Origin of the sequence: Streptomyces sp. MMG1121 (assembly GCF_001280015.1) — a bacterium.
Lineage (GTDB): Bacteria > Actinomycetota > Actinomycetes > Streptomycetales > Streptomycetaceae > Streptomyces.
Genome location: NZ_LGDV01000157.1, coordinates 1 through 235 on the forward strand (window position 1 = coordinate 1; position 235 = coordinate 235).

1 protein-coding gene is annotated in these 235 nt (G+C 66.0%); it reads right to left on the reverse strand.

Annotated features, from left to right (window positions below):
- The coding region (locus ADK64_RS15310; RefSeq protein ID WP_159046259.1) for a hypothetical protein at positions 1-235 on the reverse strand (235 nt) is incomplete at both ends.

Here is a 235-nt window from a genome sequence, read left to right on the forward strand (position 1 = left end):
CGACAGCCCCGCCACAACCGCACGGAACTCCGCCAGCATCGGATCCATCAACGCCGAATGAAAGGCATGCGACACCCGCAACCGCTTCACCCGACGACCCCCGAAACGGACCACCACCGCCTCGACCGCATCCTGAACACCCGACAGCACCAGCGACGTAGGCCCGTTGACGGCAGCGACGCTCACACCCTCCGACAGCAGCGGAACTACTTCCTCCTCCGTCGCCTCCACCGCA